Here is a 24,679-nt window from a genome sequence, read left to right on the forward strand (position 1 = left end):
CGCACGATGGGGCCATGACCCTGGACCGTCCCGCGTACCGCGTCAAACGGCTGCTGCTCGGCAGACCGCTCACCACCGAGCGCATCAGCGAGGAGAAGCTCGACAACCGGACGGCGCTCGGGGTGCTCGCCTCCGACTGCGTCAGTTCGTCCGCGTACGGCTCCGAGGAGATGCTCCGGGTCCTGGTGCCGGTGATCGGCGCCGCGGCGTTCACCCTGCTGATGCCGGTGACCGGCGCGATCCTGCTGGTCCTGCTGCTTCTGACGCTCTGTTACAGCGATGTCGTCATGATCTACACCCGGGCGGGCGGTTCGTACGTCGTCGCGCGGGAGAACTTCGGGCCGAACATCGCGCAGATCGCCGCCGTGGCCCTGCTCGTCGACTACATCGTGACCGTCGCCGTCCAGGTCTCGGCCGGTACCAACGCGCTGATCTCGCTCGCCCATCTGGCCGGGAACGGCTTCACCGGCCTCGACCACCTCCAGCTCCCCGTCTCCGCCGCCGTGATCGTGCTGCTCGCGTACGGGAACCTGCGCGGCATCCGCGAGGCGGGGAGGGCGTTCGCGCTGCCCGCCTATCTGTTCATGGCCGCGGTCGGGCTGGTGCTCGTCGCCGCCGCGGTGCGCGGGATCACCGGCGAGCTGCCGCACGCCGATCTGCACGCCCCGGGCGTCGTACCGCTCGGCACCCCGGGAGACGGCTGGCTCTACGGCGCCTCGCTCTTCATCGTGCTGCGGTCCTTCGCCAACGGCGGCTCCTCCCTGACCGGCCTCGAAGCGATCTCCAACGGCATCTCCGCCTTCCGCGAGCCGCAGGGCCGCAACGCCCGCCGCACCCTGATCGCGATGAGCTGCGTGCTCGGCGTGCTGGTTCTCGGCGTCTCCACGCTGGCCCACTTCACCCACGCCGTCCCGTACGCCGACGGCACCCCGACGGTCATCGCGCAGGAGGCGCACTTCGCCTTCGGCGGCGGGGCGCTCGGCACGGCCGGGCTGGTCTTCGTGCAGCTGGCGACCGCGCTGGTGCTCTACACGGGCGCCAACACGCCGTTCACCGGCTTCCCGTTCCTGGCCAGCTTCGTGGCCGAGGACCGGTTCCTGCCGAGGGTGCTGACCCGGCGCGGGCACCGGCTCGCGTTCTCCAACGGCATCCTCTCGCTGGCCGTGGTCTCGCTGGCCCTGCTGCTGGCCACCGGGGCCAGTGTGGACCGGCTGGTGGCGCTGTACGCGATCGGCGTGTTCACCGCGTTCACCATGGCCGGGGCCGGTCTCACCGCGTACCACCTGCGGCGGCGCGAACCGCACCGCCGGATCAAGATCGCGGTCAACGCGCTCGCCTCGGTGATCTCGGCCGCCGTCGTGCTGATCTTCGCGGTCACCAAGTTCACCGAGGGCGCCTGGCTGGTCGTGGTGATCTTCCCGCTCGGTGTGTGGGGGCTGACCCGGATCAACCGCGAGTACCGGCGCGAGGCCGCCGCGCTCCAGACCGTCCAGGCGCCGGGCGCCGACCGCCCCCGCGACCTGCGCCATCTGGTGTTCGTCCTGGTCGAGCGCCTGGACCTGGCGACGCTCAAGGCGCTGCGATACGCCCATGAGCTGCGCCCGGACGAGATCCGGGCCGTGCACTTCGCGATCGACGAGGCGCACGGCAGACGGCTGGCCGCCCGCTGGGAGGCGACCGCCGCCACCTCCGTGCCCCTCGACCTGGTGGCGTGCCCGGACCGGCGGCTGCGCCACGCGATGAGGGAGCTGGCCACCCGCACCACCGAGGACGGCCGGACCGCGCTGACCGTTCTGGTGCCGCGCCGGATGTACTCCAACATGCTCGGCAAGCTGCTGCACCGGGGCACCGGCGAGCAGATGGCGAAGGTGCTGGGCCAGCTCCCGCACGTGGCGGTGACGATCCTGCCGTTCGACGTCTCGCGCGCGCTGCGGGCCCTGGAGGAAGGGCGCGCCCCGGATCCGGACTGACCACGGCCCCGGTCACCGGGCAGTACGGCTAGGGTCTTTCGTTTGGATCAGGCTGGATCAGGGAGCGGGGGCTGGTGCGTGCAGCTGCAAGGCGGAGGAAGGAGCCGGCGCGGAGCGTCGGTGACTGACGACAACGCGGCAGATGTGCGTGCCGGCCCCCGCGAGCCCGGCATGATCCAAACGAGAGGCCCTAGGGCGTGGCCCTGCGCGCGTCGTACGCCTCGCGGGCCGCCTGCACCGCGCCCACGCTGCGGTCGGCCCAGCAGGCCAGCGCCCACACCTGCTCGGCCGCCTCGCGGCCCAGGGCGGTGAGGGTGTAGTCGACCCGCGGCGGGATCACCGGCTTGGCGTCCCGGTGCACGAAACCGTCACGCTCCAGGGTCTGGAGGGTCTGGGCCAGCATCTTCTCGCTGACCCCGCCCACTTCCCGGCGCAGCTCGCTGAACCGGTACGAGCGCTCCACCAGGGCGATCAGGACCAGGACGCCCCAGCGGCTGGTGACATGTTCGAGCACCGGCCGGGCGGGGCACATCGGCCGGTTCACATCGGGGCGCGGACCCAGTGCACTTACGTTCATACCAGTACCTTACGTAGGAGTGGGTACTTACGAATAGTGAGTACCCGTCCTACGGTGAGCGGTACGGGCCGACGGATCGAGCCCCGGCCCGCGTACCACCCAGGAGGAACCACCCATGAGCATCGTCGTCGCCGGAGCCACCGGAGAACTCGGCCGTCTGGTCGTCGAGGAGCTGCTGGCCACCGTGCCCGCCGACGGGATCGCCGCGGTCGTCCGCGACGAGGGGAAGGCGGCGCCGCTGGCCGCCCGGGGCATCGGGCTCCGGGTCGCGGACTACGACCGGCCGCGGTCCCTGGAGGACGCCTTCCGGCCCGGTGACCGGGTCCTGCTGATCTCCGGCAGCGAGGTCGGCCGACGGGTGCCGCAGCACACCGCGGTGATCGACGCGGCCCGGTCCGCGGGTGTGGCCCAGTTCGCGTACACCGGCGTCCTGGGCGGCCCCGACGCCGATTTCCGGCTGGCCGACGAGCACAAGGCCACCGAGCGGCTGATCCTCGGGTCCGGCCTGCCGTACACCTTCCTGCGCAACGGCTGGTACACCGAGAACTACACGGCCAGCCTGCCGCTGGTCCTGGCGCACGGAGCCGTCGTCGCCAACGCCGGTGACGGGCGGATCGCCTCCGCCACCCGGGCCGACTACGCCGCCGCGGCCGCCGCCGTCCTGACCGGCGAGGGCCACCTCGGCACCGCCTACGAGCTGAGCGGCGATGCCGCCTGGTCGCTCGCCGAGTACGCGGCCGTCGTCTCCGCCGCCACCGGCAGGGAGATCGCGTACCAGAACGTCCCGGCCGCGGCGCACCAGGAGATCCTGACCGGCGCCGGGGTGCCGGAGTTCTTCGCGGCGATCCTCGTCGACGTCGACGAGGCGATCGCGCGCGGGCGGCTCGCCACCACGAGCGGCGACCTGGCCCGGCTGATCGGCCGCCCGACGACTCCGCTCGCCGAGACGGTGGCCGCCGCCGCGGCGGCCCTCGCGTAACGCGGATCTCCCCGCTCCCCAAGGACCCCGCGTGTCATGACCGTATCCCGATACGGACATGACACCGGACTCCTCGCGACGCTACCTTCGTGCGGTGACACAGATACGCCTGGAGGGCCCGTGAAGGGGATCAACGAACAGCGGGCGGGCCTCCTGTCCGGCTTCGGCGCCTACGCCGTGTGGGGACTCGTCCCGCTCTTCTGGCCGCTGCTGAAACCCGCCGACGCGATCGAGATCCTCGCCCACCGCATGACCTGGCCCCTCGGCTTCGTCCTTCTCGCGCTGGCGGCGCTGCGCCGCTGGTCCTGGATCGGCGAGCTGGCGCGGCAGCCGCGCAAGCTCGGCCTGGTCACGGTGGCCGCCGCGACCATCACGGTCAACTGGGGCCTGTACATCTGGTCCGTGAACAACGGCCACGTGGTGGAGGCGTCGCTCGGCTACTTCATCAATCCCCTGGTCACCATCGCCCTGGGCGTCCTCTTCCTCGGTGAGCGGCTGCGCCCCGCGCAGTGGGTGGCGGTCGGTACGGGCTTCGCGGCGGTGCTGGTGCTGGCGATCGGCTACGGGCGTCCGCCGTGGATCTCACTGACCCTGGCGTTCTCCTTCGGCGCCTACGGCCTGGTGAAGAAGAAGATCAACATGGGCGGCCTGGAGTCGCTCACCGCCGAGACCGCCGTGATGTTCCTGCCCGCGCTCGGCTATCTGCTGTGGCTGGGGGCCCGGGGCGAGTCGACCTTCGCCTCCGGGGGGCTCGGCCACTCCGCGCTCCTGGCCTCGGCGGGGCTCGTCACGGCCGTTCCGCTGATCCTGTTCGGGGCGGCGGCGATCCGGGTGCCGCTCTCCACTCTGGGCCTGGTGCAGTACCTGGCGCCGGTGTTCCAGTTCGCCCTCGGCATCGTCTACTTCCACGAGGCGATGCCGCCGGAGCGGTGGGCCGGGTTCGGCCTGGTGTGGCTGGCGCTGGCCCTGCTGACCTGGGACGCGCTCCGGACGGCGCGGCGGACCCGGATGCAGGTGCGCGCGGCGCGCGAGACGGCGGCACGCGAGGGGGTACACCCCGCGCCGCACCCCGGCCCGCACCCCGGGCGCCAGCCCCAGCCGCGGCTCGCGGCGCGACCCGGGCACGAGCCCGGCCCAGAGTCCTGCCCGGAGCCCGGCCCGACGGTTCTCCTGGCGTCCGGGGAGCCCGCCCCCTCCACCCATCCCTAATTTAGCGTTACCTGGTTGCATTTTTAACTCGGTTGCGTTTTCCTGGTCCTCCACGGAACCGCGACCGAGGAGCCCGCATGCCCGCCTCCGTACCCCCCGCCCCCGCACCCCCCGTCTCCGTACTGATCGTCGGCTCCGGTCCGACCGGCCTGACCCTCGCCTGCGATCTGGCGCGCCGCTCCGTGGCCGTGCGGATCATCGACCGCTCGCCCGGCTTCCCGCGCAGCTCCCGGGCGAAGGGCCCGAACCCCCGGTCCCTGGAGGTACTGGCGGATCTGGGCGTCGCCGACCGGGTCCTGGCCGCGGGCTCGGCGCCGCTGCCGATGCGCAAGTACCGCGACGGGGTGCCGGTCGCCGACGCCGACCCGGCCGCTTCCCTGCGCCCGACGCCCGCCGCCCCGTACGCCCATGGCCGCCTGATCGCCCAGTGGCAGCTGGAGGAGATCCTCCGGGAGCGCCTCGCGGAGTTCGGGGTGCGGGTGGAGCTGGGCGCGGAGGCGGTCGGGCTGTCGGAGGCGCACGGCCTGGTGACCGTCGCCCTCGCGGACGGCCGGAGCATCGACGCCCGGTACGTGGTGGGCTGCGACGGCGCCCACAGCCGGGTGCGCAAGCTGCTCGGGGTGCCGTTCGAGGGGAAGACCTCCGAGGAGCAGGCGATGGTCTGCGGGGACGTGGAGGCGGAGGGCCTGGACCGGAACATCTGGCACCAGTGGTTCGACGAGGACGGCGCCGTGATGCTCTGCCCGATCCCCGGTACGCGGGCGGGCTGGTGGTTCCAGGCGGGGCCGGAGCGGGACGCGGCGGGCGCGCCCGTGCCGCCCTCCCTGGAAAGCTTCCGGCGGCTGTTCGCCCAGCACACCCGGCTCCCGGCCGACCGCCTCACCAAGGCCACGCTGCTGTCCGCGTACCGGGTCAACGAGCGCCTGGCCGACCGCTTCCAGGTGGGCCGCGTGCTGCTCGCCGGGGACGCGGCGCATGTGCATTCCATCGCGGGCGGGCTGGGCATGAACACCGGCATCCAGGACGCGTTCAACCTGGGCTGGAAACTCGCCCTGGTCATCGACGGCGGAGCGGACCCGCGCCTGCTGGACACGTACGAGGAGGAGCGGCTGCCGGTGGCCGCCTGGACCCTGGACGTCACGGCGGACCGGCTCCGCGCGACCCTGGAGGCGATCCGTCTTCCGGGCGGTGGCCTGGACACGGCCGTCTCCGGCGACACGACCGGTCTGGGCGTCGGCTACCCGTGGTCGTCGCTCGCGGGCACCGGCTCCACCTCCCGGCTGCGGACCGGCGACCGGGCCCCGGACGCCCCCTGCCGCGACACCGCGACGGGCCGCCCGGCCCGCCTCTTCGAGGCGTTCGCGGGCCCGCACTTCACGCTGCTGGGCTTCGGCCCCGACACGGCGGAGCCGCTCCGGGCGACGGAGGCGGCGTACGGCTCCGCCGTGCGCGCGTACGGCGTGGACGCGGGCGCCGCGCGCGATCTCGGCGACGACGCCGGCCACGCCCGCACCGCCTACGGCATCGCCCGGCCCCCCGCCCCCGGCACCCTCGTCCTGATCCGCCCGGACAACCACGTGGCCCTGATCGCCCCCACCGCCAGGGCCCACGCGGTCACCGCCTATCTCGACCGGCTGACCGGCGCCCCCACGCCGCACTGAACGGGCCCCGGGCGGGCCGCGCGGCGGTTCAGACCGTGCTGGCGATCCAGCCGACCGTCTCCTCGACGTGACGGCCGTCGCTTCCCTCCGCGCCCATCCGGACCTCGTTGAACCGGATCTTGAATCCCTTCACGGTGACGTCGGCGATGCGGATGCCGGGCGTCTCGGGGCCGTTGAACGTCTGGGTCATGGGCACCACGATCACCGCGGTTCCGTCGGGGAACGGCGTCGGGAAGTCGACCTGCGTGAACGTGGACACGTCCCCGCCCGTCCTGGCCTGCGGCTGGTCGGTACGCAGCTGCAGCTTCCCGGTCTGGATCATGCTCATGGTCGGTGCCTCCTGTGTCGGATCTGGCCGTGGCCGCTGTCGGGGGCGGCCGCGGCCAGATCCTGGACCGGGCGGGCCGCATCCATGCGACGCGCCTACGAACGAGTGAGCGTGTTCGGGCCAGGAGCGAACCGTTCCGCCAGCGGCGCGCAGACCACCGGCCGTGTCCACGGGCACGGCCGGTCCGGCACGGCAACGGCCCCGCCGCGTAGAGGATGTTGGCCGGAATCCGGCGTGTTGCGGCCTCCTCCTACGCCTCCGAACGGCACGGGGAACGGCACGGCGAGCGGGCCGTTCGGAGGCCTGAGGGGAGAGGCCAGGACCGCGCGCCCGCCGTGGAGTTGGGGCTCACCGACGGCCACCGGCCGCGCGTGCCCTCCTCTTTGCCCGTCCGGGACGAACGGCCGCCCGGCGGATTCCGGCAGGCCCTGGCAGGTGTACGGGCCATGTGAGCCAGGGCTTACGCTCCCGGCCATGACCAAATTCGTCGCCACCGTGTGCCTGCCGCCGACCGCTCCCCGGAAGATCCCGAAGGCGGTGGCCGCCGCCATGGCGCCCTACGACATCAACCGTGCCCAGGAGGGGAATCCTGAGGGCCACTGGGACTGGTGGACCATCCGCGGCGGCACGGGCAACGCCTATCTCGTACGTCCGCCGCACGAAGGTGACCGCAGACTGATCACGGCCTCGACCGTGCCACGCAGAAAGGCCGCGCTCGCTGACCTGGGGCCGTTGGAATGCTACGGCGGGCCTCGGGGACTGCTCGACTTCGACGCCATGCGCAAGCGGGCCTCGCGTACGCAGGACGCCCTGCTCGCCGCATGGACCGAGCTGACCGCGATACACCCGCCTGCCCGCCCGCTCACGGACTTCCTCGCCCGGCACGAGTCCGATCCCGACGGGTACTCCCCGGCGGACGCCAGGGAGGAGCATCTGGCCCAGCCGCTGGTGCAGGACGTGGCTCAGCGGGCCGTCGCGGGAGACCCGCACTTCGGCATGTCGTTCCTGCTCAACGACCCGGTCGCCTACTTCGCACGGGAATTCGAGGAGACCCGGCTGGGGGCGGTGAGGTGCGCCGTCCCCGGCTTCGCCCTGGTCACCCTGGAGGGCACGTGGACGGACGCGGACACGGAGGACTACTGGGACCGGGCCAACCGCTATCTCGACGGCCTCGACCCCGAGGCCGTCGTCCTCGACCTGCTCTGTCACTGCTGAGCCGTTGGACCCGCCCCACGCCCGCCCGCCCGGAGCCGACGCCCGCGCTGTTCGTTCCCGCTGTTCGTCCGCGTTGTTCGTCCGCGCCCGCAACGCGGGCCGTTCGCAGACGGCCGCCGCCGTCCGCGCGGTCCGGGACCGGATCAGGCTTCCGGCGGAGGGCCTGGTCGCCGGACTCGCGCCCCGTACCGAGGAGGCCGTCGGTCGCCGGGAGTAGGACCCGCGCCCCATGCGCGCCGCGGCCCCGCTGTCTAAGGTCGGCACTCATGCAGACCACCGGAAACGTCCGGCGCCGGACGGAAGAGCGCAGGCGCGACACACTGGAACGGCTCGCCGCCGAACACGATGTATGGGTGGCGACGGCGCACCCCGGCCACGGGCCGCACCAGGTACCCCTGTGGTTCCTGTGGGACGGCCGCGCGGTCTGGATGTGCACCGGTGCCGCGTCCGCGACCGCGCGGAACGTCCGCGCGGAGCCCCTCGTGCGCCTGGCCCTGCCGGACACCTCCGACGTGGTGCTTCTCCAGGGCGAGGCGGAGTGCTTCCCGGACCGGGACGTGCCCGGGGAGGCGGCGGACGCCTACACCGCGAAGTTCGGGTGGGATCCGCGCACGGAGGAGGGTTCCTTCCTGTACGTGCGGGTGGTGCCGAGGACGGTACGCGCCTGGCGCGGCGAGCCGGAGCTGCGCGGCAGGGTCATCATGCGCGACGGGACGTGGCTGGAGTGACCGGAGCGGGGCACCCCGCTCTGGAGTGACCGGAGCGGGGCACCGCGCCCCTCCCCGGCGACGGAACGCCCCTCCCGGCGGCGGAACGCCTCTGCCCGGCCGGGGCGCTTGCGCCTAGGGTCTTTCGTTTGGATCAGGCTGGATCAGGGAGCGGGGGCTGGTGCGTGCAGCTGCAAGGCGGAGGAAGGAGCCGACGCGGAGCGTCGGTGACTGACGACGACGCGGCAGATGTGCGTGCCGGCCCCCGCGAGCCCGGCATGATCCAAACGAGAGGCCCTAGTCCTCCAGGTCGACGCGCTCGAACTCCCACAGCTGCGTGGGCGATCCGTGGCGTGGGGCCAGGGTGACCTGCGGGACCTCGTCCCGGTCCAGCGTGGCGACCCGGTCGGCGCCGGGGACACCGAGGGTGAACCTGCCGTTGCCCGCCGACTCGATGGTCCACTCGCCGGGCTTCTTCGTGGCCGAGACGAAGACCGCGTCCTCCTTCCGGACGAAGGCGTAGCGGCCGGGCTGGGCCGGACCCGCGCTGATCGTGTACCGGTCGGGGGCGACCTCCTTCACCGTCCACCGTTCGACGAACTGGCCGCCGAAGTACCGCAGCGGGACGTCCACCGGCGGGTAGACCAGCGGGACGGGCCCGATGCCCAGGCCCGACCCGGGCTCGGAAGCCACGTTGTGGATCACGTACGCGTCCGGCGCGGCGGCTTCCGGGGACGGGGTGGCCGGGGGCGCGGCGTGGGTGGGCGCGGTGAGGGCGAGGCTCAGGACGGCCAGCGCCGCGGCGGCCGGAATCTTCTTCATGCCGGAGGGAACGAACGCTTCCGGCCCGGGTCACGCCCCGGTACGCGATCCGGGGGATGCGCCGCGGGGCGTGACACGGAGCGTGCGCCGGACTACTTGCGCCAGAACAGGTGGTGCGTCACTCCGCTGGGGCTGGGGACGACATCGACGTGGAAGCGGTCGCGCAGCTCGTCCGGGGACTCCCAGAGCCGCGCACCGGCACCGAGCTTCACCGGCGACACCGCCACGTGCAGGGTGTCGACCAGGTCGGCTTCGAGGAACGCCCGGATGATGGTGGCCCCACCACCCAGGCGCACGTCCTTGCCCTGCGCGGCCTCGCGCGCCTGTTCGAGGACCGTGGCCGGGTCGTCGTCGACGAAGTGGAACGTCGTGTCGGAGAGTGTGAACGACGGGCGGGTGTGATGGGTCATCACGAACACCGGGGTGTGGAACGGGGGCTCGTCGCCCCACCAGCCGAGCCAGTCGTGGTTCTCCCAGGGGCCTCCCTGCGGGCTGAACTTGAGGCGGCCCATGATCTCCGCGCCGATGTTGTGGTGGAAGTCCCGGGTGAGGTAGTCGTCGAGACCGCGGCTGCCACCGGGCTCGGTGCGGTTGGGCCAGCTCGCGGTGGCCCCGGCCCAGGAGAGCATGGCCCCGGGGTCGGCGTGCCCGAAGGGCTTCTCCACGCTCCGGCCCTCACCCGCCCCGTAGCCGTCGCTCGATACGTTGAAGTTCTGAACCTTCAGCAGCTGTGCCATGGGTCTCTTTCTGTGTGTCGAACGGAGTCGGTCAGTACGGCTTCGGTGTGTGCGCCGGTATGTGCGCCGGTGCGTACCGGTGTATGTGGGGACTGTGCGGAGCCCGAGAACTGATCGGTCCGGGCCGGGCGCGTTCTCCTACGCTGGTCGTCATGCCCCTCTCTCCCGCGTACGCCCTGGTCGCCACGGATCTGGACGGCACCCTGCTGCGCAGCGACGACACCGTGAGCCCCCGCACCCGCGCCGCGCTCGCCCTGGCCGCGCGCGCCGGGGCCCGGCATCTCGTGGTCACGGGGAGGCCGGTGCCCGCCATACGCGGGCTGCTGGACGAGCTGGGGTACCGCGGGCCCGCCGTGTGCGGACAGGGAACCCAGCTGTACGACGCCGGGTCGGGGCGGCTGGTGCACGCGCTCACCCTGGACCGGGAGGCGGCCGGCACCGCGCTCGGCAAGATCGAGGCCCAGGTGGGGCCGGTCTTCGCCGCCGTGGACCAGGAGGGAACCGAGGGGCGGACCCTGATCGAGCCGGGCTTCCTGATGCCCCACCCGACGCTCCCGGCCCAACGGACCCGCAGCCGCCACGAGTTGTGGTCGGCGCCCGTGATGAAAGTGCTCGTCCGGCACCCGGAGCTCACCGACGACGCGCTGGCCACGGCGGCCCGCGAGGCCGTCGGGGGCCTCGCCACCGTCACCCACTCCGGCCCCGGCACGGTCGAGCTCCAGCCGTACGGCGTCGACAAGGGCACCGGGCTGGCGCTGGCCGCCGCGCACCTCGGGGTGGACCCGGGCTCGGCGATCGCCTTCGGGGACATGCCCAACGACCTGCCGATGTTCCACACCGCCGGGTACGGCGTGGCCATGGCCAACGCCCATCCGGACCTGCGGGCCGTCGCGGACGAGGTGACCTCGTCGAACGAGCGTGACGGGGTCGCGGAGGTGCTGGAGCGGCTGTACGGCTGAGAGCGCGGCCGACGCGGGTTCAGCACGGGTCAGAGGGACATGAGGCAGTAGAGCCGGTGCGGCTCGGGGCGGGCGCACGCGGACTCGGCCAACTGCGCCAGGTCATCCAGGAATCCGGCCAGTTCCTCGGGCGGGACAGCTCCCCCGGACTCCTCGGTCCGCGCCCAGGTCCCGGCCACCGCCGCGAACCCGCCGCCTCTCGCCGCCGCGAGCGCGTCGCGCAGCTCGTCCGTGAGCGTGACCAGCCAGCGGGCCTCGTCCTCCGGGGAACTGAGGAGCCGGTTGAAGCGCGGGAGCGAGGTGACGTCGTCGTACGGCGTGCCGGTCAGCTCGCTCTCGGCCCGGCCCAACTGTACGTAAGGCTCGATGCCCCTGACCGGGAGCAGCGGACGGCCGGACTCCTCAAGGCCCCGTTCGAAGGCGTCCAGCGCCGCCGCGTCGTCCGGCGCGCTGAAGTACTCGTAGAAGTTCCCCATGCCTCGCATGCTGGCACGCGGGTCTGACAGTCAGGCCGGCCTCTCCGCGCGAAGTCTCCTCCTCAGGGTTCGGGCGGTGCCCCGATCGCCCGGAGCACCTGCGCGACCAGGGCGGCGATCTCCGCCTCGTCCTGCATCGGCTTGCGCAGCACATGGCGGAAGTACAGCGGTCCGATCAGCATCTCCATGGCCAGCCGCAGGTTGGCGTCCGGAGGGATCTGGCCCTGCTCCTGGGCCCGGCGCAGACGGTCGACCGCCTCCTCGAAGCGGGGGTCGAGCAGCTTCCCGCGTACCGTCCGGGTGAGCTCCTCGTCGTGGTGCATCTCGGAGAGGATTCCGGCGAACGCGGGGCCGAGGGGCGGGGTGGAGACGAGCCGCGAGGCGCTCTCCAGCGTGGCCCGCAGGTCGGCGGCGATGTCCCCGGTGTCCTGATACGTCATCGTGTCGACCAGGCCCTCGGCGAACGCTTCGAGGAGCACCGCGCTCTTCGACGGCCACCAGCGGTAGATCGTCTTCTTGCTGACCCCCGCGCGGGCCGCGATGGCCTCGACGGTGACCCGCCCGTACCCCTTCTCCGTGCACAGTTCGAGGGCTGCTTCCAGCGTGGCCCTCCGTGATCGCTCGCTACGGCGCTCTGAAATCGGCGATGTGATCATTCGGTGAGCATAGGCGTGTCCGGGCAGGGCCTTATTGACAGGCTGTCGCCACAGGTCGAACAATATCGAAGCGGAAACGGAACGTGCCGTGTCGTGTCGTTCCGGTGAACCGCACCGTTCGTGCCGTTCGTGCCGCGACGAGCCGATCGGGGGACGGCTCGCCCGGCCGACGGCGCGACGGGCCCGCACGCCGCTCAGGCGGTGATGTCCTTCGCCGTGAACCGCGCCCAGGCCGCCGAGCCGAAGACCGCCGCGTACAGCCCCTGGAGCCCCAGGTTCTTGACCACCTCGTCCCAGTAGAGGGGGGCGCGCAGCAGGTCCGCGTACGACATCCAGTAGTGCGGGAAGAGATACGGGTGGACCGCGTTCAACTGCGGGATGCCGTCCACGATCTGCACGGTGATCAGCAGCCCGACGGTGGCGGCCATGGCGGCGATGCCGCTGCCGGTGAGCGTCGAGACGAACAGGCCGACGGCGGCGAAGCCGGTCAGCGAGGCGGCGACGATCACCGCGATCAGCCCGGCCCGCGCCAGCCCCTCACCGAAGCCGATCCGCGTGCCGGAGATGGTGGTGACCTCACCGACCGGGAAGAGCAGGACGCCGACGACCAGCGCGGACACCGCCACGACCAGGGTCGCGAGCAGGCAGAACACCAGCACCGAGGCGTACTTCGTCAGCAGCAGCCGGGTCCGGCCCGCCGGGGCGACCAGCAGGTAGCGCAGCGTTCCGGCGGAGGCCTCTCCCGCGACCGCGTCGCCCGCGACCACGCCGACGGCCATCGGCAGGAAGACCGGGAGCGTCGCGGCGAGGGCGGCGAAGACCAGGAAGAGGCCGTTGTTGGTGACCTGGGAGAGGAAGGCCGGGCCGCCCGCTCCGCCGCCCCCGTCCGGGCCGGGCGAGGCACTGTGGCCGGTTTCGAGCCGTACGGCGATGCCGATCAGCACCGGCACCGCGGCCAGCACCCCGAGCAGGGCCAGGGTGCGCCAGCGCAGGAGGGTGAGGGTCAGTTCGGAACGGAGGATTCCCAAGGTCCACAGCGGATTGCGCGCCCGGGGAACGGGCACGGGCACGGAAGGCGCGGTATCAGAAGTGGTTTCAGCCTGCGACATCGAAACCCTCTCCGGTGAGTGCGACGAAGGCGTCCTCCAGCGAGGCCCGCTCGATCCCGAAGGACCGCAGGCGTACACCGGCATGGACCAGGGCGGAGCTGAGGTCGGCGAGTTCGGTACCGGCCGGCGGGGCCTCGGCGCCGACCCGGTCGCCGTCGACGGTGATCCCGGTGATGCCCAGCTCGCCCAGGACGCGGGCGGCGTCGCCCGGGTCGGGAGTGGTGACGGTCAGCCGGCCGCGGGCGCCCGCGGCCAGTTCGGCGACCGGGCCCTGGGTGATCAGCCGTCCCCGGGCCATCACCGCGGCGTGCGTGCAGACCTGTTCGATCTCGTCGAGGAGGTGCGAGGAGAGGAAGACGGTGGTGCCGTCCGCCGCCAGTTCCCGGACCAGGGTGCGGATCTCCCGCATGCCCTGCGGGTCCAGGCCGTTGGTCGGTTCGTCGAGGACCAGCAGGCGGCGGGGCCGGAGCAGGGCGGCGGCGAGGCCGAGGCGCTGCTTCATGCCGAGGGAGTACGCCCTGGCCTTCTTGCCGGACGCGGTGGCCAGCCCGACCCGGTCCAGGGCCTGCGCCACCCGGGCCCGGCGGGTGCGCGGATCGGCCGTCGGGTCGGCGGAGTCGTACCGCAGCAGGTTGTCCCGGCCGCTCAGGAAGCCGTACGGCGCGGGCCCCTCGATCAGCGTGCCGACCTGCGGGAGCACGGTGCGGGCGGCGTCCGGCATGGGATGGCCGAGGAGCCGCGCGGTGCCGGAGGTCGGGGCGATCAGGCCCATCAGCATCCGGATGGTGGTGGTCTTGCCCGAGCCGTTGGGGCCGAGGAAGCCGAAGACGCTGCCGCCGGGAACGGTGAGGTCCAGGCCGTCCACGGCGAGCTGGCCACCGCGGTACCGCTTGGTGAGGCCCCGGGTCTCGATCACGGGGCCTGAGGCGGCGGTGGCGGTGGCCGTCGCGGCCGTCGCGGTTTGTGTCATGCGTACTCCCCTGGGTCGGACAGGGCCGCCCCGCCGTACGGAGCGTACGGCGGGGCGGCCGGGCAGTGCGTGATGCGTACGCGGCAAGCGGTACAGAGTGTGCCGCCGCGTCAGGAGGCGTCGTTCGCCACCTCGACCAGCTTGTCCTTGGTGACCGCGCCGACGTAGACCCGGCCGTCGTCGGTCATCAGGGTGTTGACCACACGGGTCTTGAAGACCGTGCCCGAGCCGAACTTCCCGCTGACCTTGTCGCCCAGCGCGTCCAGGAACTGCCGGACCTCCGCCGGGGCGTCCTCCGGGGCCTTCGCGGGGAGACCGGCGGCGCCCGGGACCTTGATCTCGGCGACGGCGCTCCAGCCCTCGCCGATGACCCGGGACTCCTTGACGCCCTGGTCCCCGGCGCCCAGCTGCCCGGCACCCGGGATCAGGTCACCCAGGCCCCCGGGCCCCGCCTTCGCGTCGTCGGCCTTGCCGTCCTGGCCGGCCTCGGTCACCTCGGTGCCCTTGGGCGGGGTGAAGGTGAACAGCGAGGGGTCCGGCTTCGCGAAGTCCACCTGGGTGAACCCGGCGTCGACGATCGCCTTGCCGCCCGCGCTCGGCAGCAGCGTGAACTTCAGCGGTACGCCGTTCTCGGCGTCGACCGCGATGGTGGCCGAGGCGATCGTGGAGCCGCTCTGCTTCGGCTTGATCACCAGCCGGTACGCGTCGCGCCCGGCGACCTGCGCGGTGCCGTCGACCGTCACCGAGGTGGTCGGTCCGGCGGCCTTCAGGACCTGCTCGGCGAGGGCCTTCGGGGTGGTGGGCACGCCCTCGGGGGCGGACTTCCTCCCCGCGTCCTTCCCGGCGCCCTTGTCCGCGTGCTTCCCGGCCCGGGCCTCGGTGGCGTGGTAGGCCGTGTCGGACTCGCTGTCGTAGGCCCAGACCTGGCCGCCGTTGTGGATCAGGCTGTACTCGGCCGCGTCGTCCAGGATGGACAGCCGCTGTTTGCCCGGCCCGTCCGCGGCCACCCGGAGGGTGTGCGTACCCGACGCGAGCTCCGTCATCCGGTCCTTCGGGTCGGCGCTCGCACCGCCCCGGCCGCCCGGCCCGTCCTGGCCGCCTCCGGCGACGGCACCGGCCAGGCCGCCGAGCGACGGGATGCCGAGGTCCGTGCTGATCCGCATCGTGCCGGAGAGCCGCTGGGTGTCCGAGGCGGCGATCTTCTCGATGAGTTCCTGCGCGCCGATCTTCGGCAGTTCGGGGTCGCCGGAGCTCGCGAGTGCCGGGACGAGCCCGATCGTCGCGGCGGCCACCCCGGCCACCGCGACCGGGACGATGTAGCGGGCCGCCTTCCGGCGTCCGGCGCCGCTGCCGCCCGTGGCCGTGGTGTCGGTCCCTGCGCTGTCGTTCGGTGCCATCTGTGCCCTACCTCCGTGGTCGGCGGCTTCCGTCCGGTTGCACGTTTCCGTGCCCACTCCGCGCCGCCGTTCTCGCCCGGTCCGGTCAGGAGTGGTTGTTCTCCCATCTGACCAAACGAGCGGTCCCGGAACGTCAGCCCGCGGGAGCAACTCCGCCTACCTCTACGGTATGACACCGTGCCGGGCCGTACCGCGATCCGTGGGGGGCGGTCTCAGGGATGCCCCTGAGACGGCACCGCCCCGGCGGCGGACCCTGACGGCCGCTCAGCCCGCGCGGTGCACCACCGCGTCGCACAGCTCGCCCAGCGCGGTCTTCGCGTAGCCGTCGGGCAGCGGCGTCAGCGTGGCGCGCGCCTCCTCCGCGTACCGGACGCTGTCCCGCCTGGCCTGCTCCAGCGCCGGGTGGGCGCGCAGCCCGCGCAGCGCCTCGGCGTGCCGGGCGTCGTCGCTGAGGTCGCCGTCGAGCAGCTCGACGAGCTCCAGGTCCTCCGGCCGTCCCTCGGCCGCGGCCCGTGCCCGCAGATGGAGCACGGGGAGCGTCGCGATGCCCTCGCGGAGGTCGGTGCCCGGGGTCTTCCCGGACTCGTGGGAGTCGGAGGCGATGTCGAGTACGTCGTCGGCGAGCTGGAAGGCGACGCCGAGCCACTCCCCGTACTGGGTGAGCACGTCGATCGCCGACTCGTCCGCGCCGGCCGTCATCGCGCCGAAGCGGCAGGCCACCGCGACCAGCGAGCCGGTCTTGCCGCGCAGCACCTCCAGGTAGTGCTCGACCGGGTCGGCACCCTCGCCCGGTCCCGCGGTCTCCAGGATCTGGCCGGTGACCAGCCGCTCGAACGCCTCCGCCTGGATGCGCACGGCCTCCGGGCCGAGGTCGGCCAGTATGTGCGAGGCCCGGGAGAAGAGGAAGTCGCCGGTCAGCACGGCCACCGAGTTGCCCCAGCGGGTGTTGGCGCTGGGCACGCCGCGGCGCACCTCCGCCTCGTCCATCACGTCGTCGTGGTAGAGCGTCGCGAGGTGCGTCAGCTCGACGACCACGGCGGCGGGCACGACACCCGGCGCGTCCGGGTCACCGAACTGGGCTGCCAGCATGGCCAGCAACGGCCGGAAACGCTTGCCCCCGGCGCGGATCAGATGCTGCGCGGCCTCCGTGATGAAGGGCACGCTGCTCTTGGTGGCATCGAGCAGCCCGGACTCGACAGCGGCCAACCCGGTCTGGACACCGGCCTCAAGTGCCTGGTCCCGCACGCTCAGCCCGAATGGCCCGACGACGGTCACGAGGGGATCTCCTGTCTGCTGACGATCACACGGAATGTCGATGTGTCGCTGTCATCACTCAAGTCAGCGTATCCGGTCCCCTTTGGATCACCGTGGGCGCCTTCCCGCCACCGCCGGTATGTTCGGGATCAGCTCATACGATCAGGAGTTCTCCCTTTGTCCCACACGGCCTCCGACACTCAGCCGACTCAACCGCCCCGCACAGACGACCATGCCTTTTTCGGCCAGCCACGGGGGCTGATGACCCTCTCGGGCCTGGAGGTCTGGGAGCGCTTCTCGTTCCTGGGCATGCAGGCGATCCTGGTCCTCTACTTCGCGGACACGGTGGCCCGCGGCGGGATGGGCATGTCGGTGGGCACCGCGGCCTCGGTCTCGGCCGCCTACGGCACGCTGGTCTACCTGGTGTCCGTGGCGGGCGGCTGGCTGGCCGACCGGATGCTGGGCTCGTACCGCGCCGTCCTGTACGGCGGTGTCCTCATCGCCTGCGGGCACTACGCCATGGCGGTGCCCGCCGACGCGATGACCTGGACCGGCCTCGGGCTGATCAGCGCGGGAACCGGCCTGCTCAAACCCAATGTGGCCACCATGGTCGGCAAGCTGTACCGCACCGACGACGAGCGCCGCGACGCCGGATTCGCGCTCTACTACATGGGCATCAACATCGGCGCGTTCCTCGGCCCGCTGGTCACCGGCTGGCTCGGCGACCACGCGAGCTGGCACTGGGGCTTCTCGGCCGCCGCCTTCGGCATGACCCTCGGCCTGATCCAGTACGTACTGGGCCGCCGTCACCTGGCCGGGCGAAAGCACACCGCCGAGTTCCCGCTCGCCCCGGAGCCGATGCGGCGGGCCGTGCGGCTGATCATGGCGGGTGCCGTGGTGGTCGCCGTCCTCGCCACCGCCCTGTCCCTGGCGGGGTGGCTCACCATGGACCGCTTCGTCGACCTGCTCACCCTGGTCTCGGTGATCGCGCCGGCCGTCTACTTCGCGGTGATGTTCCGCAGTCCGCGGGTCACCGCCGAGGAGCGCGGCAGACTGCGCCCGTACGTGGTGCTCTTCCTGGCCTCGGTGGTCTTCAACTTCATCCTGTTCCAGGCGTACTCGACGATGATGCTGCTCGCGTCGACCAACGCCCGTACCGAGATCTTCGGCTTCCACTTCCCGGCGAGCTGGTACGCCTCCGCGCTCGGCGCCTTCGAGGTGGCGCTCGCCCCGGTGGTCGCCGCCGTCTGGGCCCGGATGGGCCCGCGCCAGCCGCACGCCTCCAACAAGATCGCGATCGGAGTGATCCTCGGCGGGCTGTCGTTCCTGCTGATGGTGCTGCCCACCTCGGGGCACTCCGGCGACACGTACAAGATGGCCGCCTGGTGGATCGTCGGCTCCTATCTGCTGCTCGGTCTCGGCGACATCCTGCTGGAGACCTCCGGCATGTCCGCGACCACCAAACTCGCCCCCAAGGCCTTCGCGAGCCAGACGATGGCGCTCTGGTTCCTCTCGCTGGCCCTCGCCAACGGCATCCAGGCCCAGGTCGTGAAGCTGTACGGCCAGGTCTCCAACCCGGCCTACTTCGGCGTCAACGGCGCGATCGCGGTGGTGGCCGGCGCGGCCGTCATCGCCGCCGCCCCCTGGCTCAGGCGCACCATGCACCCCGTCCACTGAGGTACCACCATGCACATCCGCACCACATTCCCGTACGAGACCACCCGTGAGGACGTCCGCATCCCCCTGCCGGACGGCACCCGGCTGTACGCCCGGATCTGGCGCCCGGTCACCGGGGAACCGGTGCCCGCGCTCCTGGAGTACCTGCCCTACCGGCTGAGCGACTGGACCGCGCCGCGCGACTGGCAGCGCCACCCCTGGTACGCGGGCCACGGCTACGCCTCCGTACGGGTGGACGTGCGCGGGCACGGCAACAGCGAGGGGATGCCGGGCGACGAGTACGACGCGACGGAGCTGGCGGACGGCGTCGCCGTCGTCCACTGGCTGGCCCAGCAGGAGTGGTGCTCGGGCCGGGTCGGCATGTTCGGCATCTCCTGGGGCGGCTTCAACTCGCTCCAGATCGCCGCGCTGGCCCCCGAGCCGCTGAAGGCGGTCGTCACCGTCTGCTCCACCGACGACCGCTACGACAACGACGTCCACTACATGGGCGGCTCGGTACTCGGCGTGGACATGCACGCCTGGGCGGCCACCATGCTGGCCTTCGTCGCCCGCCCGCCGGACCCGGCGCACGTCGGCGCGGGCTGGAAGGACATGTGGCTGGAGCGGCTGGAGAAGGTCGAGCCGTTCATCCACACTTGGCTGGCCCACCAGACCCGCGACGCCTACTGGAAGCACGGCAGCGTCTGCGAGGACTACTCCGCGATCCGGGCGAAGGTCCTCGCGGTGGGCGGCTGGCACGACCCGTACCGCGACACCGTGCTCCGGCTCGTCGAGCACCTTCCGGCGGACCAGGTGCGGGGGCTGATCGGGCCCTGGTCGCACCAGTACCCGGACCGGGGGCTGCCGCCGGGGCCGTCGATCGGCTTCCTCCAGGAGACGCTGCGCTGGTGGGACCAGCACCTGAAGGACGAGGACACCGGCGTCATGGCCGAGCCGCTGCTGCGGTCCTGGATCAGCGCGTCACACCGCCCCGCCACGGTGTACGAGACGCTGCCGGGGCGCTGGGCCGGGGACGACGCCTGGCCGTCCCCGAACGTCTCCCCCGTCGCGTACGCGCTCGGCGGCGGCCCGCAGACCGTCGACTCGCCGCAGCGGACCGGGCTGGACGCCGGACGCTTCTTCCCCTTCGGCAACGACGCCGACCTGCCGCCCGACCAGCGCGACGAGGACGCCAAGTCGGTCTGCTTCGAGTTCCCGGTCGAAGGCACCCCGATCGAGATCCTCGGCCGCCCCCGGGTGACGCTGCGCATCCGGATGGACGTGCCGCGCGGCCAGGTGATCGCCCGGCTCTGCGACGTGGCACCGGACGGCTCCTCCACCCTGGTCACCCGGGGCGCGCTGAACCTGTCCGCCCGCCACGGCCGCGACCGCGCGGACGACTGGCCGGCCGGCTCCACCGAGAACGTCACCTTCGAGCTGAACGGGATCGGGCACACCTTCCCGCCCGGCCACCGCATCCGGCTCGCGGTCTCCTCCGCGTACTGGCCGTGGATCTGGCCGCAGGCGGGGTCGGTGGGCTTCACCCTGGACGCCGACGGCAGCCTGGTCGAACTGCCGGTGCGCCGGGCCACGGCGGAACCGCGGATCCGGTTCGAGGAGCCGGAGCAGTCGGAGCCGCTCGGCGTGGCCTACCCGGCGACCCTCGACGCCCCGCGCCCGGAACGGCTGGTGGTCCGGGACGTCGCCAAGGGCGAGTGGCGGCTGGAGGTCGACCCCCGCTACGGCGGCACCCGGGTCTATCCGGACGGCCTGGAGTTCACCGAGGACGCGCTGGAGACGTACACGATCCAGGAGGACGACCCGCTCTCGGCCCGCACCCGCTCCGACTGGACGATCCGGCTGCACCGGCCCGAGCTGGCCTGGGACGTGCGGATCGAGACCCGCTCCGAGATCAGCGCGGACGCCACCGACTTCGTCACCTCCGACGAGGTGGTCTGCACGGAGGGCGGCGAGGTCGTCTTCCACCGCACCTGGGAGAAGCGCATCCCGCGCACGGCCGGCTGAGTCCCTCCGCCGTGCCGCGCCCGGCGGAGAGCCTTCCGCTGTGCCCACGCACGGCGGACAGGGCCGTCCCCTGTGCCCACACACGGCGGACAGGGCCCTCCGCTGTGCCCACGCACGGCAGAGGGGCTTCCGCTGTGCCCCGCGTAGGCCGGGGCACAGCGGAACCTTCCGGGCATCAGCCGCAGTTGGGACACTCCCGCGACGGGGCGGCGCCGACGTAACGTGTCCCCCAAGCGACCTGGAAAGCGAGGCAGCAACACATGCCCGAGCAGAGCAGCCCGCTCGATCTGGCCGAGGGCGACCCCTTCGGCCCGCACAACCTTCCCTACGGTGTGTTCTCCACCCCCGACCACCCCGAGGACCGCCGGGTCGGCGTCCGCATCGGCGGCCACGTCCTGGACGCCGGAGCCGCGGCGCACGCGCTCGGCTCCCCCTACGCACGGCTCCTCGCCCAGCCGGACCTGACCGCCCTGCTGTCGGCGGGCCGCACCGCCTGGCGGGACGTCCGGCGGGCCCTCACCGCGTGGGTGACCGTCCCGGCGCACCGCGCGGACATCGAGCCGCTGCTGCACCCGCTCGACACGGTGACGCTCCACCTGCCGTACCAGGTGGCCGACTACGTCGACTTCTACGCCAGCGAGTGCCACGCCACCAACGTCGGCAAGATCTTCCGGCCGGGCTCCGACGCGCTGACGCCCAACTGGAAGCACCTGCCGATCGGCTACCACGGCCGCTCCGGCACCGTCGTCGTCTCCGGCACGGACGTGGTCCGGCCCTCCGGCCAGCGCAAGGCCCCCGCCGACGCGGCCCCGGTCTTCGGCCCCTCCGTCAAGCTGGACATCGAGGCCGAGGTCGGCTTCGTCGTCGGCGTCGGCTCCGAGCAGGGCACCCCGGTCCCGCTCGGCTCCTTCCGCGACCACGTCTTCGGGCTCTTCCTGCTCAACGACTGGTCGGCGCGGGACATCCAGGCGTGGGAGTACGTCCCGCTCGGCCCGTTCCTCGGGAAGTCCTTCGCCACCTCCGTATCGGCCTGGGTGACCCCGCTGGAGGCCCTGGAGTCGGCCCGGATCGCGCCCCCGGCCCGCGACGTCCCGCTGCTCCCCTACCTGGAGGACGCCGACGCCGACGAGCCCGGCGGCCTCGACCTGCGGATCTCCGTCGCGATCAACGGCCAGACGGTCGCGGAGCCGCCGTTCTCCACGATGTACTGGACGGCCGCCCAGATGCTGGCCCAGATGACGGTGAACGGCGCCTCGCTGCGCACCGGCGACCTGTACGGCTCCGGCACGGTCAGCGGCGCCGAGCCCGGACAGCGCGGCTCCCTGCTGGAGCTGACCTGGAACGGCGAGGAGCCGCTGGATCTCCCGGACGGCAAGCGCACCTTCCTGGAGGACGGCGACACGGTGACGCTGACGGCCTGGGCGCCGGGGCCGGACGGCACCCGGATCGGCATCGGCGAGGTCACCGGACGGATCGTCCCCGCGTCCTGACCCCGGCCGCCCCGGAGCTCACTCTCCCCCGGGGCCGCGCCGCGGCCCGGCGCGCCCCGGGGAGGTGGAGCTCCCGGCGCGGATCACGGCCGGGCCGCCCTGGCCGGCCGCGGGGCACCTCCACAGCCAGGTGATTCCCGCCGTCCCGTCCGTCCCGCACCGCCCCGGCCACACCGGGCGCCGTCCGGCCCCGGCGCGGGTGGCCACGTGGCCATCACCACAGTTGACCGCCCGGTCTGACTCCTCCTCAGCGCCCCGCGCCCCTCGGGGTGCGGGGCGTTCTGCGCTGCCCCGTGGCCACGGCCCCGGGCCGGAGCCCGCGCCCCGGCGCCCGAGCTCACTCGTACTCGGGAGGCTCCTCGCCCCAGCCGAACTCGGGGTCGTCGTCAGGCGCCGGGGCCGGTGCGGCTTCGCGGACCGGTGCGGCTTCGCGGACCGGCGCGGCTTCGTGAACCGGCGCGGCTTCGTGAACCGGCGCGGCTTCGCGGACCGGGGCGGCGTCGCGGACCGGGGCGGCGTCGCGGACCGGGGCCGGCGCCGCGGGGGCCGCCGGGCCCCCCTGCCCGAACGGGGCGAGCACCTCCAGCACCCCTTCCCCGTACGTCGCCAGCTTCTTCTCGCCCAGGCCGCTGATGCCGCCCAGCCCGGACACCGAGTCCGGCCGCGCCGTGGCGATCTCGCGCAAGGTCGCGTCGTGGAAGATGACGTACGCCGGGACGCCCTGCTCCTTGGCCTGGTCGGCGCGCCAGGCCCGCAGCGCCTCGAAGACCGGGACGGCCTCGGGGGCGAGCTCCGCCACGGCCGTCTGCGACTTCGGTTTGCGCTCGGCCTTCGTGGACCGCGACGCGGGCTTCGGGGCCTCCTTGCGCAGCAGCACCTCGCGCTGCCGTCCGAGCACCGAGCCGCTCTCCTCGGTCAGCACCAGCGTGCCGTACTCGCCCTCGACGGCGATCAGCCCCTGGGCGAGCAGCTGCCGTACGACACCGCGCCATTCGGCCTCGCCCAGATCACCGCCGATACCGAAGACCGAGAGCTGGTCGTGGTCGAACTGGATGACCTTCGCGGTGCGGCGGCCGAGCAGGATGTCGATGATCTGGCCCGCGCCGAACTTCTGCCCGCGCTCCCGCTTCAGCCGCACCACCGTCGACAGCAGCTTCTGCGCGGCCACCGTGCCGTCCCAGCTCTCCGGCGGGGTCAGGCAGGTGTCGCAGTTGCCGCAGTCCGTCGTGGTGGGCACCTGGCCGAAGTACGTCAGCAGCTGGGCGCGGCGGCACCGGACCGTCTCGCACAGGGCCAGCATCGCGTCGAGGTGCGAGGCGGCGCGGCGGCGGAAGGCCTCGTCGCCCTCGCCGCCCTGGATGAGCTTGCGCTGCTGGACGACGTCCTGGAGCCCGTACGCCATCCAGGCCGTGGAGGGCAGCCCGTCACGGCCCGCGCGGCCGGTCTCCTGGTAGTAGCCCTCGACCGACTTCGGCAGGTCCAGGTGGGCGACGAAACGGACGTCCGGCTTGTCGATGCCCATGCCGAAGGCGATCGTCGCGACGACGACCAGGCCCTCCTCGCGCAGAAACCGGGACTGGTGGGTGGCGCGGGTGCCCGCGTCGAGCCCCGCGTGGTACGGGACGGCCTCGATGCCGTTGCGGCAGAGGTACTCGGCGGTCTTCTCCGTCGAGTTGCGCGAGAGGCAGTAGACGATGCCCGCGTCCCCGGCGTGCTCGTCCTTGAGGAAGGTGAGCAACTGCTTCTTCGGATCGGCCTTGGACACGATCCGGTACTGGATGTTGGGCCGGTCGAAGCCGGCGACGAAGTGCTTCGCGTCGGGCATGCCCAGACGGCCGGTGATCTCCTGGTGCGTGGCCTCCGTCGCGGTCGCCGTCAGCGCGATGCGCGGTACGCCGGGCCAGCGCTGCCCGAGGACCGAGAGGGCCAGGTAGTCGGGGCGGAAGTCGTGGCCCCACTGCGCGACGCAGTGCGCCTCGTCGATCGCGAAGACGGAGACCTCGCCGCGCGAGAGCAGGGCGAGCGTGGAGTCCAGCCGGAGCCGCTCCGGGGCCAGGTAGAGCAGATCGAGCTCACCGGCGACGTACTGCGCCTCCATCGAGCGGCGCTCGTCGGCGTCCTGCGTCGAATTGATGAACCCAGCGCGCACGCCGAGCGCCCGCAGCGCGTCGACCTGGTCCTGCATGAGGGCGATCAGCGGGGAGACCACCACGCCCGTACCCGCTCTGACCAGGGCCGGGATCTGGTAGCAGAGGGACTTGCCGCCACCGGTCGGCATGAGCACGACAGCGTCGCCGCCCGTCACCACATGGTCGACGATCGCTTCCTGCTCACCGCGGAACGCCTCGTAGCCGAATACCTTGTGCAGCGTCCGCCGTGCGTCGCTCTCGGTCACATCCATCGTTCCGCCCGTGCCCATCGCTCTGCCTGCTCCGTGTTGCCGTCTCCCTGCCACGATAGGCGCCGCATACGACAGCGCCGG

General features: G+C 72.7%; 22 protein-coding genes. 11 read left to right on the top strand and 11 right to left on the bottom strand.

All coding sequences use genetic code 11. From position 1 onward, the window contains the following. Window positions 1–14 precede the first annotated feature (14 nt). Window positions 15–1,970, top strand: coding sequence for an APC family permease (locus ACFVWY_RS13880; protein WP_389871061.1), 1,956 nt, complete (start codon window positions 15–17; stop codon window positions 1,968–1,970). Between the two features lie 190 nt (window positions 1,971–2,160). Here ACFVWY_RS13880 and ACFVWY_RS13885 read toward each other — a convergent pair whose 3' ends face one another. Beyond that, window positions 2,161–2,547 (bottom strand): winged helix-turn-helix transcriptional regulator, encoded by a 387-nt coding sequence (locus ACFVWY_RS13885; RefSeq protein WP_389871064.1) that lies wholly within the window; start codon window positions 2,545–2,547, stop codon window positions 2,161–2,163. A 115-nt stretch (window positions 2,548–2,662) separates the two neighbouring features. Between ACFVWY_RS13885 and ACFVWY_RS13890 the strand changes: the two genes are divergently transcribed. The 3 genes from ACFVWY_RS13890 (at window position 2,663) to ACFVWY_RS13900 (ending at window position 6,396) form a co-directional block, all read left to right on the top strand. Continuing rightward, window positions 2,663–3,526 (top strand): SDR family oxidoreductase, encoded by an 864-nt coding sequence (locus ACFVWY_RS13890; RefSeq protein ID WP_389871066.1) that lies wholly within the window; start codon window positions 2,663–2,665, stop codon window positions 3,524–3,526. 120 nt (window positions 3,527–3,646) lie between these two features. Next, a complete protein-coding gene (gene rarD, locus ACFVWY_RS13895; protein WP_389871069.1) occupies window positions 3,647–4,735 on the top strand; it encodes an EamA family transporter RarD in 1,089 nt (362 codons plus the stop codon). A gap of 77 nt (window positions 4,736–4,812) precedes the next feature. After that, entirely contained in the window at window positions 4,813–6,396 is a 1,584-nt protein-coding gene (locus tag ACFVWY_RS13900) for an FAD-dependent monooxygenase (RefSeq protein ID WP_389871071.1), read from the top strand. 28 nt (window positions 6,397–6,424) lie between these two features. Here the strand turns inward: ACFVWY_RS13900 and ACFVWY_RS13905 are convergent, their stop codons facing one another. Then, window positions 6,425–6,724 carry a hypothetical protein gene (locus tag ACFVWY_RS13905; protein WP_389871074.1) on the bottom strand — a complete coding sequence of 100 codons (300 nt, stop codon included), beginning with the start codon at window positions 6,722–6,724 and terminating at the stop codon, window positions 6,425–6,427. A 474-nt stretch (window positions 6,725–7,198) separates the two neighbouring features. Between ACFVWY_RS13905 and ACFVWY_RS13910 the strand changes: the two genes are divergently transcribed. Genes ACFVWY_RS13910 through ACFVWY_RS13920 form a run of 3 tightly spaced genes read left to right on the top strand, consistent with a single transcriptional unit; the run spans window position 7,199 to window position 8,667 of the window. Further along, window positions 7,199–7,939 carry a hypothetical protein gene (locus tag ACFVWY_RS13910; protein WP_389871077.1) on the top strand — a complete coding sequence of 247 codons (741 nt, stop codon included), beginning with the start codon at window positions 7,199–7,201 and terminating at the stop codon, window positions 7,937–7,939. A gap of 4 nt (window positions 7,940–7,943) precedes the next feature. Next, a complete protein-coding gene (locus tag ACFVWY_RS13915) occupies window positions 7,944–8,156 on the top strand; it encodes a hypothetical protein (RefSeq protein WP_389871079.1) in 213 nt (70 codons plus the stop codon). Between the two features lie 49 nt (window positions 8,157–8,205). Next, window positions 8,206–8,667 (top strand): pyridoxamine 5'-phosphate oxidase family protein, encoded by a 462-nt coding sequence (locus ACFVWY_RS13920; protein WP_389871081.1) that lies wholly within the window; start codon window positions 8,206–8,208, stop codon window positions 8,665–8,667. A gap of 276 nt (window positions 8,668–8,943) precedes the next feature. Here ACFVWY_RS13920 and ACFVWY_RS13925 read toward each other — a convergent pair whose 3' ends face one another. Together ACFVWY_RS13925 and ACFVWY_RS13930 are read right to left on the bottom strand one after the other, a co-directional pair. Beyond that, entirely contained in the window at window positions 8,944–9,468 is a 525-nt protein-coding gene (locus ACFVWY_RS13925; protein WP_389871084.1) for a hypothetical protein, read from the bottom strand. A gap of 92 nt (window positions 9,469–9,560) precedes the next feature. Further along, complete coding sequence (locus ACFVWY_RS13930) at window positions 9,561–10,205, bottom strand: dihydrofolate reductase family protein (protein ID WP_389871086.1); 645 nt, start codon at window positions 10,203–10,205, stop codon at window positions 9,561–9,563. A 152-nt stretch (window positions 10,206–10,357) separates the two neighbouring features. Here ACFVWY_RS13930 and ACFVWY_RS13935 point away from each other — a divergent pair, with 152 nt between their 5' ends. Beyond that, window positions 10,358–11,164 (top strand): HAD family hydrolase, encoded by an 807-nt coding sequence (locus tag ACFVWY_RS13935; RefSeq protein ID WP_389871089.1) that lies wholly within the window; start codon window positions 10,358–10,360, stop codon window positions 11,162–11,164. 29 nt (window positions 11,165–11,193) lie between these two features. Here the strand turns inward: ACFVWY_RS13935 and ACFVWY_RS13940 are convergent, their stop codons facing one another. The 6 genes from ACFVWY_RS13940 to ACFVWY_RS13965 all read right to left on the bottom strand — a co-directional run bounded on the left by ACFVWY_RS13940 (window position 11,194) and on the right by ACFVWY_RS13965 (window position 17,047). Beyond that, complete coding sequence (locus tag ACFVWY_RS13940) at window positions 11,194–11,640, bottom strand: hypothetical protein (RefSeq protein WP_389871090.1); 447 nt, start codon at window positions 11,638–11,640, stop codon at window positions 11,194–11,196. Window positions 11,641–11,702: 62 nt separating this feature from the next. Then, window positions 11,703–12,296 carry a TetR/AcrR family transcriptional regulator gene (locus ACFVWY_RS13945; RefSeq protein WP_389871093.1) on the bottom strand — a complete coding sequence of 198 codons (594 nt, stop codon included), beginning with the start codon at window positions 12,294–12,296 and terminating at the stop codon, window positions 11,703–11,705. 194 nt (window positions 12,297–12,490) lie between these two features. After that, window positions 12,491–13,405 carry an ABC transporter permease gene (locus tag ACFVWY_RS13950; RefSeq protein WP_389871094.1) on the bottom strand — a complete coding sequence of 305 codons (915 nt, stop codon included), beginning with the start codon at window positions 13,403–13,405 and terminating at the stop codon, window positions 12,491–12,493. Next, on the bottom strand, window positions 13,392–14,375 hold the full coding sequence (locus ACFVWY_RS13955; protein ID WP_389871097.1) for an ATP-binding cassette domain-containing protein: 984 nt from the start codon (window positions 14,373–14,375) through the stop codon (window positions 13,392–13,394). Before ACFVWY_RS13955 ends, ACFVWY_RS13950 begins: the two co-directional genes overlap by 14 nt. Window positions 14,376–14,485: 110 nt before the next feature. Next, entirely contained in the window at window positions 14,486–15,772 is a 1,287-nt protein-coding gene (locus tag ACFVWY_RS13960) for an outer membrane lipoprotein carrier protein LolA (protein WP_389871100.1), read from the bottom strand. Between the two features lie 264 nt (window positions 15,773–16,036). After that, window positions 16,037–17,047, bottom strand: a complete 1,011-nt coding sequence (locus ACFVWY_RS13965) for a polyprenyl synthetase family protein (protein WP_389871103.1) — start codon at window positions 17,045–17,047, stop codon at window positions 16,037–16,039. Between the two features lie 156 nt (window positions 17,048–17,203). Here ACFVWY_RS13965 and ACFVWY_RS13970 point away from each other — a divergent pair, with 156 nt between their 5' ends. The 3 genes from ACFVWY_RS13970 to fahA all read left to right on the top strand — a co-directional run bounded on the left by ACFVWY_RS13970 (window position 17,204) and on the right by fahA (window position 22,197). Next, on the top strand, window positions 17,204–18,703 hold the full coding sequence (locus tag ACFVWY_RS13970; RefSeq protein WP_389871104.1) for a peptide MFS transporter: 1,500 nt from the start codon (window positions 17,204–17,206) through the stop codon (window positions 18,701–18,703). A 9-nt stretch (window positions 18,704–18,712) separates the two neighbouring features. Next, a complete protein-coding gene (locus ACFVWY_RS13975; protein ID WP_389871107.1) occupies window positions 18,713–20,707 on the top strand; it encodes a CocE/NonD family hydrolase in 1,995 nt (664 codons plus the stop codon). Window positions 20,708–20,967: 260 nt separating this feature from the next. After that, window positions 20,968–22,197 carry a fumarylacetoacetase gene (gene fahA / locus ACFVWY_RS13980; protein ID WP_389871109.1) on the top strand — a complete coding sequence of 410 codons (1,230 nt, stop codon included), beginning with the start codon at window positions 20,968–20,970 and terminating at the stop codon, window positions 22,195–22,197. Between the two features lie 337 nt (window positions 22,198–22,534). Here fahA and recQ read toward each other — a convergent pair whose 3' ends face one another. Beyond that, window positions 22,535–24,598: a DNA helicase RecQ gene (recQ, locus tag ACFVWY_RS13985; protein WP_389871417.1), complete on the bottom strand. Its 2,064-nt coding sequence runs from the start codon at window positions 24,596–24,598 to the stop codon at window positions 22,535–22,537. Window positions 24,599–24,679: the final 81 nt, after the last annotated feature.

Origin of the sequence: Streptomyces sp. NPDC058195 (assembly GCF_042883525.1) — a bacterium.
Taxonomy (GTDB): domain Bacteria; phylum Actinomycetota; class Actinomycetes; order Streptomycetales; family Streptomycetaceae; genus Streptomyces.